This is a genomic window from Flavobacterium sp. FPG59 (assembly GCF_002150205.1).
Taxonomy (GTDB): Bacteria; Bacteroidota; Bacteroidia; order Flavobacteriales; family Flavobacteriaceae; genus Flavobacterium.
Genome location: NZ_MTCA01000143.1, coordinates 1 through 7,810 on the forward strand (window position 1 = coordinate 1; position 7,810 = coordinate 7,810).

7 protein-coding genes are annotated in these 7,810 nt (G+C 31.7%); 5 read left to right on the forward strand and 2 right to left on the reverse strand.

Annotated elements, in window-relative coordinates; genetic code table 11:
• The 5 genes from FPG59_RS11635 to FPG59_RS11655 form a co-directional block, all read left to right on the forward strand.
• Positions 1–1,336, forward strand: a 1,336-nt coding sequence (locus FPG59_RS11635; RefSeq protein WP_140344644.1) for an arginine decarboxylase, incomplete at its 5' end; no start/stop codon positions are given.
• A 91-nt stretch (positions 1,337–1,427) separates the two neighbouring features.
• Complete coding sequence (locus FPG59_RS11640) at positions 1,428–2,399, forward strand: deoxyhypusine synthase family protein (RefSeq protein WP_086454768.1); 972 nt, start codon at positions 1,428–1,430, stop codon at positions 2,397–2,399.
• A 9-nt stretch (positions 2,400–2,408) separates the two neighbouring features.
• Positions 2,409–2,813, forward strand: coding sequence for a DNA primase (locus FPG59_RS11645; RefSeq protein WP_086454769.1), 405 nt, complete (start codon positions 2,409–2,411; stop codon positions 2,811–2,813).
• Between the two features lie 73 nt (positions 2,814–2,886).
• Entirely contained in the window at positions 2,887–4,998 is a 2,112-nt protein-coding gene (gene recQ, locus FPG59_RS11650; RefSeq protein WP_086454770.1) for a DNA helicase RecQ, read from the forward strand.
• Positions 4,999–5,006: 8 nt separating this feature from the next.
• Positions 5,007–5,489, forward strand: a complete 483-nt coding sequence (locus FPG59_RS11655; RefSeq protein WP_086454771.1) for a DNA-deoxyinosine glycosylase — start codon at positions 5,007–5,009, stop codon at positions 5,487–5,489.
• Here the strand turns inward: FPG59_RS11655 and FPG59_RS11660 are convergent.
• Entirely contained in the window at positions 5,484–5,999 is a 516-nt protein-coding gene (locus FPG59_RS11660; RefSeq protein ID WP_086454772.1) for a DinB family protein, read from the reverse strand. The two genes, FPG59_RS11655 and FPG59_RS11660, sit on opposite strands and share 6 nt — an antisense overlap.
• A gap of 11 nt (positions 6,000–6,010) precedes the next feature.
• On the reverse strand, positions 6,011–7,810 hold a 1,800-nt coding region (locus FPG59_RS11665; RefSeq protein ID WP_086454773.1), incomplete at its 5' end, for a phosphoenolpyruvate carboxylase.

A 7,810-nucleotide genomic window follows, 5' to 3' on the forward strand; every position in this document is an offset into this window, starting at 1 on the left:
AAATAAAGATCATTTACTTTTTCATAATATTGATTTAATGAAATTAGTAGAGCAATATGGTACGCCTTTAAAGTTTACCTATTTACCTCAAATTTCTAATAACATCAGCAAAGCAAAAAGCTGGTTTAGAAAATCAATGGAAAAAAACAAGTACGAAGCAAAATATTACTATTGCTACTGTACTAAAAGCTCTCATTTTGAATACATTATGAATGAAGCTTTCAAGAATAACATTCACATAGAAACCTCTTCGGCTTTTGACATTAATATTGTTGAAAACCTAATGGAGAAAGGTAAGATAAACAAAAGTACCTATGTAATTTGTAATGGTTTTAAAAGAGATCAATACATAGAAAACATTGCTCGTTTAATAAATAACGGACATAAAAATACAATACCAATAATTGACAATTTTGAGGAATTAGACTTGTTACAAGGTCAAATTAAAAATAAATTTAAAATGGGTATTCGTATTGCAGCTGAAGAAGAACCTAAATTTGAGTTTTATACCTCTAGACTCGGTATTGGCTATAGAAACATAGTTCCATTTTACAAAAAAGAGATTAAAGAGAATAAAAAATTGGAACTGAAAATGTTACACTTTTTTATCAATACTGGAATAAATGATAATGCATATTACTGGAACGAATTAGTAAAATGTATTAAGGTTTATGTTGCACTTAAAAAAGAATGCCCTACACTTGATGGATTAAATATAGGTGGAGGTTTTCCAATAAAAAACTCATTAGCTTTTGAATATGATTACCAATACATGATTGATGAAATCATTAATCAAATAAAAATTGCTTGTGATGAAGCTGAAGTTGATGTTCCAAATATTTTTACTGAATTTGGATCCTTTACGGTAGGTGAAAGTGGTGGAGCTATTTACCAAGTTTTATATCAAAAACAACAAAATGATAGAGAAAAGTGGAATATGATTGATTCTTCTTTTATTACCACTTTGCCAGATACTTGGGCCATTAACAAAAGGTTTATTATGCTTGCAGTGAACCGTTGGAATGATACTTATGAGCGGGTATTGTTAGGTGGGATGACTTGTGATAGTGATGATTATTACAACTCTGAGCAAAATATGAATGCCATTTATTTGCCAAAATACAATAAAGAGAAGCCTTTATATATTGGGTTTTTCAATACTGGTGCCTATCAAGAAACTATTGGAGGTTATGGTGGTTTGCATCACTGTTTGATTCCGCAACCGAAGCATATTTTAATTGATAGAGATGAAAACGGAATTCTAGCAACCGAAGTGTTCTCAGAGCAACAGACCTCTGAAGATGTTTTAAAAATATTAGGTTACGATCGAAAATAATCTATACCAATTAAGGAACGATTTCAAAAAAAATGTTAAATTTGAGATAATTTTAACATTAATTACAAAAAGATTTTAAAATTTATATAAAATGAGTAAAGGACCAATCAGTCAGTTTATCGAAAAGCATTATTTGCATTTCAACTCTGCATCTTTAGTTGACGCCGCAAAGGCATATGAAGACCAATTAGCAAATGGTGCAAAAATGATGGTGAGTATGGCTGGCGCTATGAGTACTGCTGAAATTGGAAAGATATTCTCTGAAATTATCCGCCAAGATAAAGTTCATATTATATCTTGTACAGGAGCAAATTTAGAGGAAGATATCATGAATCTTGTAGCTCACTCTCATTATGAAAGAGTTCCAAACTACAGAGATTTAACTCCTCAGGATGAATGGGATTTATTAGAGCGCGGTTTAAATCGTGTTACAGATACATGTATACCTGAGCATGAGGCTTTTAGACGTTTGCAAAAGCATATTTATAAAATTTGGAAAGATGCTGATGATAAAGGAGAGCGCTATTTTCCTCATGAATTTATGTATAAAATGTTGCTTTCTGGAGTTTTAGAAGAGTATTATGAAATTGACCTTAAAGACAGCTGGATGTATGCTGCAGCGGAGAAAAATTTACCAATTGTTGTTCCAGGTTGGGAAGACAGCACTATGGGTAATATTTTTGCTTCTTATGTACTAAAAGGAGATTTGAAAGCATCTACCATGAAATCAGGAATTGAGTATATGACTTTCCTTGCTGATTGGTACCCTAAAAACAGTTCAAATGGAATAGGATTTTTTCAAATTGGTGGTGGTATTGCAGGAGATTTCCCTATATGTGTGGTACCAATGTTGTATCAAGATATGGAAATGCATGATGTTCCTTTTTGGAGCTATTTCTGTCAAATTTCTGATTCAACTACAAGTTATGGTTCCTACTCAGGAGCAGTACCAAATGAAAAAATTACTTGGGGTAAATTAGATATCAAAACACCTAAATTTATTATTGAGTCTGATGCAACCATTGTTGCTCCATTAATATTCGCTTATTTATTAGATCTATAATATACATTTATGAAAAGAGTAATTGTTGATTACGCAAAACTTACCAATGAAATTTTAAACCTTCTTGTTGATAAATTTCCAGATGGTTATGATGATTCAAACATTATTAGTTTTAGAAACGCAAAAAATGAATTAGTTGAAGCAGTAGAAGTTAGAACTGAAGATACAATTTATTTAGTAAAAGTAAGTACTAAACTAGCTGATAGAATTGAGAACTATGACGAAGATGATGAAATTATCTTAGATGATGTAGTAGAACCAATCAAAGGCTTAGATCTAGATGATGATATCGATGATGATGAAGACGAGGCTATCGATAAACCTGATACAGATTCTGGTGATGATGAAGATGACGAAGATGATAATGACAGAGATTTTTCTGATGAAGATGAAGATGAAGAAGACGAAGATTAATTAGTTTTTAAAATAATAAAAAAAGGAACTCCTAAAACGAGTTCCTTTTTTGTATAAATAGGTAAAACCAACCATGACGCAAGAAATTTTACACGCCAAATTGAAAGAAAATTTTGGATTTGAAAAATTTAGACCTAATCAAGAAGACATTATAAATAGCATTCTTTCAGGACAAGATACGCTTGCAATTATGCCTACAGGTGGCGGAAAATCAATTTGTTTTCAATTGCCTGCTTTACTTTTTCCGGGGATTACAATTGTCATTTCACCTTTGATAGCTTTGATGAAAGATCAAGTGGATAGTTTAAAAGCTAATGGAATTGAAGCTTGCTTTATCAATAGTAGTCAAACAGAAAGTGAAAGGAATTTTTATACAGAATGTTTGCAGTCAAATACTATTAAACTAGTTTATGTTGCACCGGAAAGCTTGTCTTTTTTAGACAATCTCTTTAATACTTTAACTATTAGTTTGATTGCGATTGATGAAGCACATTGTATTTCATCATGGGGACATGACTTTAGACCTGCTTATACTAATTTGGGTTATTTAAAAAACAGGTTTCCCTCCACTCCTATTTTGGCCTTGACTGCCACGGCTGATAAAGCAACTCGAAAAGACATCAGCAATCAGTTGAATTTAAAAAATCCACAGTTATTTGTAGCTTCTTTTGACAGAAAAAATTTAAGTTTAGAGGTTCGTCCCGCACTTGATCGAGTACAACAAATTATAGAATTTATTCAAGATAAACCAAATGAAGCTGGAATAATTTACTGCCTGAGCAGGAAAACAACCGAGGAACTTGCAGAAAAACTAAAAAAAAATGGTATTCATGCTAAAGCTTATCATGCTGGTTTAGATAGCTCCGTTCGATCTAAAACGCAAGATGAATTTATAAATGATGATTGTAATATCATTTGCGCTACTGTTGCTTTTGGAATGGGGATTGACAAATCAAATGTGCGCTGGGTTATTCACTACAATTTACCTAAAAACATTGAAGGATATTATCAAGAAATAGGCCGCGCAGGTAGAGATGGTTTACCATCAGAGACAGTTATGTTTGAAAGTTACGGAGACGTTATTCAGCTTCAAAAATTTGCATCACAAGGATTAAACGCCGAAGTGCAACTAGCAAAACTAGAACGCATGAAGCAATATGCTGATGCACTCAGTTGCCGAAGAAAAATCCTCCTATCCTATTTTGGGGAATTGGTAACAGAAAATTGCGGGAATTGTGATATTTGTAAAAATCCACCCTTATTTTTTGACGGTACAGTTCTGGCCCAAAAAGCTCTTTCGGCTATAGTTCGTTTGCAAGAATTAGAGCCTTTACCCGTAATTATTGATTTTTTAAGAGGATCCAAAAATGCTTATATTTTTGAAAAAGAATACCAAAATTTGAAAACTTATGGTGTAGGTTCTGATCAATCTTGGTACGATTGGAACCAATACTTAATTCAGCTAATCAATTTGGGCTATTGTGAAATTGCATTTCATAAGCAGAACAAGATTAGACTTACCACTTTGGCAAAAAAAGTATTATTCGATAATGAAAAGGTGCAATTAACGGCTGTTCAAAAAAATAATTTTGAAAAGCAAGATATTAAAGAGACTAAGACTAAAACAGTAACCAACTCCCTATTTGAAAATTTAAGGAAATTGCGTTACGAAATTTCTAAAGAAGAATCAGTTCCTGCGTATGTGATTTTTAGTGATGCGGCTTTACGCCAAATGGAAACAGAAAGACCTACTAGTGAAAATGAATTACTAGCCATAGATGGTGTGGGTAAAGCTAAATTAGAAAAATACGGAGCTGCCTTTATACAAGCTATACTTGATTTTCAAAAAGTCAAAGGGGTTAAAAAGAAAAAAGAGGCAACAACATACAGAGAAACTTTTGATCTATACCAACAAGGATTATCAGTTGAAGAAATTGCTCAAAAAAGAAAACTGGGTTTAAGTACGATTATGTCCCATTTAGCAAAACTTTTTGTTGACGGCAAGGACATTGATTTGACTCCTTTTATATCTAATGATGAAGTTATAGAAATTGCCGTGGCCAAAACTAAACTGGAAGCACCAAGTACGTTAAAACCTTATTTTGATTACTTTGAAGAAAAACTAGACTATGGAAAAATCAGATTAGGATTGGCAATTTTAGAAAAAGAAAATTCAGTACTTTAAAATTTTATATGATTCATTCATTCCCTCCTTTTGTAAATGCACAGACTCAAATTTTAATTTTAGGAACTATCCCAGGAATAGCTTCTTTAGAAAAGCAAGAATATTATGGGCATCAAAGAAATCATTTTTGGAAAATAATGTTTACGCTATTAGATAGTTTTCCTGCAACTGAAGAATTTGAACAAAAAATTCAAGTGCTTCAAGCAAATAATATTGGGCTTTGGGATGTTTTAAAAAGTTGTGATAGAAACGGAAGTTTGGATATTCATATTAAAAATCACAAAGTGAATGATTTTGAAACATTATTTACACAATTTCCATCTATAAAAACAATTGTATTTAACGGAAAAGAGAGTCATAAGTACTTTTTCAAGAAATTTGGACAAATAAAAGGCATTACGTATTATGTGATGCCTTCTACAAGTCCTGCAAATACCATGTCATTTGACAATAAGCTTAAAATTTGGTCAACAGGTTTTAATACATTATAAATATCTTTCTTCGAAAACTTTTTGATGGTGTTTTTGATGACCAATCATAATGAATCCAATTGCTCTAACTGATATTGCTGAGTTGGATGCTGTTCCGATTCTTTGAAATTGATCAGAACTTAAGCTTTTAAAAAACAACAAATTAGAATGGCGCACTGCCGATAATTCTGTAAGCAATTCTTGAACACTTCTTTTGTTGGCTTCAGTATTGATAACATACGTATTTTCATCAAAACCAGGTAAAGGCGTTTGATCGTTTCTAGAGATTCGTAACGCTCTATAAGCAAAAATTCGTTCCGTATCAATTACATGCTGAATAATTTCCTTTATATCCCATTTCCCATCAGCATATCTGTAGTCAAACTTATCCATAGGAATATTTTGAACAAATTTAATAAAGTCATGTAATGAAATTTCTAATTCTTCAATAAGATCTACCTCTCCTAATGCTTGAATATATGGAGCATAGAAGGGTGCATATTCATTGATTGGTAACTGTGTTGATTTCATATTTGTATTGTTTAAGCGGAGTTCCTACTGGCGTTTGTATTTCCAAATAAAGAACGGGTTACTATTTTCTCGTATACTTTAATTAAAGCATCGTTTGGTTGCGACTCTTTATTCAATTCATTTATTCTTAACAATGCATATTGCTGTATTGTTAACAATGGTAGTACAATACGCTCTCTTATTTGAATTGATGCTTTACCATCAGGGTAATTTTCCATTAACTCTTTATGACCAGCAATTTTTAATAACAATCGTTTTGTTTCTAAAAATTCGTCGTAAATAATTTGCCAAAAAGGACCAAATTTAGGGTCTTTTTTCATGTAAGCGGTCAAAGGGAAAAACGATTTAGCCAGTGACATCATACTATTTTCAAGCAATGTTTTAAAGAACAATGAATTATCATATAAATCTTGAACTTTATTCCACTGATTTGAATCTTCAAAGTGTTTTAAAGCTGTACCTACTCCAAAAAAACCAGGTACATTCTGCTTTAATTGACTCCAAGAACCTACAAACGGAATTGCACGTAAATCTGCAAAATCTAACTGTGCTGATTTATTTCTCTTTGCAGGTCGACTCCCTATATTAGTCTTAGCATAATATTTTAACGTGCTCATTTCCTCTAAATAAGGAATAAAATGAGGATGATTTTTAAAACTTAAATATTTTTCGTATCCCAAATTTGCCAATTGATCTAAAATCTCCTTGTCATTAATGGATAATTCGTTTTGATTTTTATCAAAAACTTGATTACTCACTCCGGCACTCAATAAGTTTTCTAAATTGTATCGACAGGAATCTAAAGTTCCAAAATTAGAGCTAATTGTCTGACCTTGAACAGTAACTTGAATTTCATTGTTCTCAATATTTGGTCCTAATGAAGCGTAAAACTTATGCGTTTTTCCTCCACCACGAGCTGGAGGTCCGCCTCTACCGTCAAAGAAAATAACTTTAATGTTGTATTTTCTCGAAATCTCAGTAAGCATTTCCTTTGCTTTATAAATACTCCAATTTGCCATTAAATAACCACCGTCTTTAGTTCCGTCAGAAAAACCAAGCATAATAGTTTGCTTATTGTTCCTGTTTTTCAAATGCTCAGCATAAATAGTATTGGTGTATAATTTTTCCATTATTACATCAGCATTTTGCAAATCATCAACTGATTCAAAAAGAGGAACAATATCAACAGTAGGATTTTCCCAATCACTCAATCGAAACATGGCCAAGGTTTCTAAAACATTTAGCGCACTTTCATTATTACTTATGATATAACGATTTGCCCCAAATTCACCATTATTTGATTGTATAACACGAATAGCATTAATTGATTCTAACGTAGATTGAGTAATTTCATTTTGAAATACTTTTGGGTCTACATTTCCTTTGATAGTTTCTAGAACTGAAATCTTTTCATTTTCAGTAAGATTTTTGTAATTTTTTGGAAAAATAGTCGATTCTATTTGATGATAGTAATCAACGATATCACTAAAAACAGCATCATGAATTTTACTATTTTGTCTAATGTCTAACGTAGCAAAATGAAAACCAAATAAGTTCAACTTAATCAGCAAAGCATCTAATTCGTCCAAATATAAGGATTGGTGCTGCTCAATAATTATTTGTTTGATTTTTAATAATTGAGTGTTGAAATCTTCAAGAGTTATATAAATATCACCTTTTGAATAAAAAACAGAACGATATAGTTTTTGTTCAAGTTCCGTAATCAAAGTATCTACACCAGAGAACGTTAACTTTCTTTTTAAATTTCTTATTTCGATGTAATAACATTTTAAAATAGAGGTTCTTAGACG